This is a genomic window from Acinetobacter sp. 228 (assembly GCF_048147885.1).
On the sequence record NZ_JAYWYV010000298.1, the window covers coordinates 1 to 1,322 of the forward strand.

A 1,322-nucleotide genomic window follows, 5' to 3' on the forward strand; every position below is an offset into this window, starting at 1 on the left:
ATCAGCCATTACTTTTCTCCAAGCATAAAAAAGCCCCGATAAAGGGGCTTGGATTTCTGTTAATTAATTAAATAAAGTCATGGTCACGCTCATAGAATCGGGCATCGTAGTTAGAAGCCTTAAGCGTATTGGTCATTTGCGTTTGTGGGGTAAGTTCTTCAAGCATGAATGCCTGTGCTTCTGTTTGATCAGCGCGAACTAATGTGTAGAGCGTTTTAACGTATCTATCATCACTCACAACAAGTGGCTGTACTGGTGGACGACTAAGCACTACATGGTATTTATCAACACCAGCCGTGCACGGCACCACATCTACAGTGGCATTTGATATTTGTAAGTGAATGAAGTAATCACTACCTACATCATAGGTGCATGGCTGGGATGTTTGGATAATCAATCCATCTACTGACTCAACCTCACCATCCTGTGTATCTACAACTGTGTTGTCAGCATTCAAAATTCGGTCATTCCCGATAAGCAATTCAGACTCGTCTAGAACTTCAACTTCACAAGACATGTATTTATAGCGAAGCTTATTCCACTCACGCCACGCCCTGACTTTTGCTTGTTCCTCATTACGAATACCAGTTGTAGTAATCTTCAACGGATTCTTAGGAGTAATATCTTCAGGAATGATGTATTTCACACGGGCATCGTCTACATCTGAAGTGTATTCAAGCTCTACCCCGTCATAGTCTTTCTGCACACCAAATGTATAAGAGCGCTTTTCAGTTAAAGGCACTTTGTTTCGATGGTTAAAAAGTAAGACAGCGTTTTCTTGCGGTTGCTCAAACTTGAGACGGGTTAGACTTCCGAACCGGTACGGCTCACAGAATGCAGCACTAGCCACCATTCCAGCAATTTCTTCAAAGCTAAGATTGTCGTCATCAATTGTGTAATTGAACTCTGACATAAGGTCTGAACCAAAGTAAGCATTTACTTTGGATATCTCTGCATTGATTTGTGAAATGTCCACTTCTGCACTAGTTCGACGGCCAATGTGCTCATCTAAAGCTAGATTGATAAGTGCTTGCCCTGCTGAGCGTGTGACCTGTAAAGGTCCTGTCCCATCAAGTGGAAGCTTTCGATTTACTAGGCAGTTAAGCTTACGTTCTTTAATTGATAGTGCACCATCTGTAGCCACTGTCCGAGAACGCAATACAGTCACATTGCCATAATCACTGATTGTTGAATCAGCCATCCCGTATACAGACTTAATCTTGCAAGTGTCTTGGGTTTTACCAGCTTGGGTTGCTGTTGTGCGACTTAATCGGAAACGGAACGAGCCAGCCGTAGGCAAATCAATGTATATCGTTTTGCCA

General features: G+C 42.6%; 1 protein-coding gene. It reads right to left on the bottom strand.

What is annotated here, in order from left to right; translation table 11 throughout:
- Positions 1 to 67: 67 nt before the first annotated feature.
- Positions 68 to 1,322, bottom strand: a 1,255-nt coding sequence (locus VXQ92_RS18380) for a host specificity factor TipJ family phage tail protein (RefSeq protein WP_416682775.1), incomplete at its 5' end; no start/stop codon positions are given.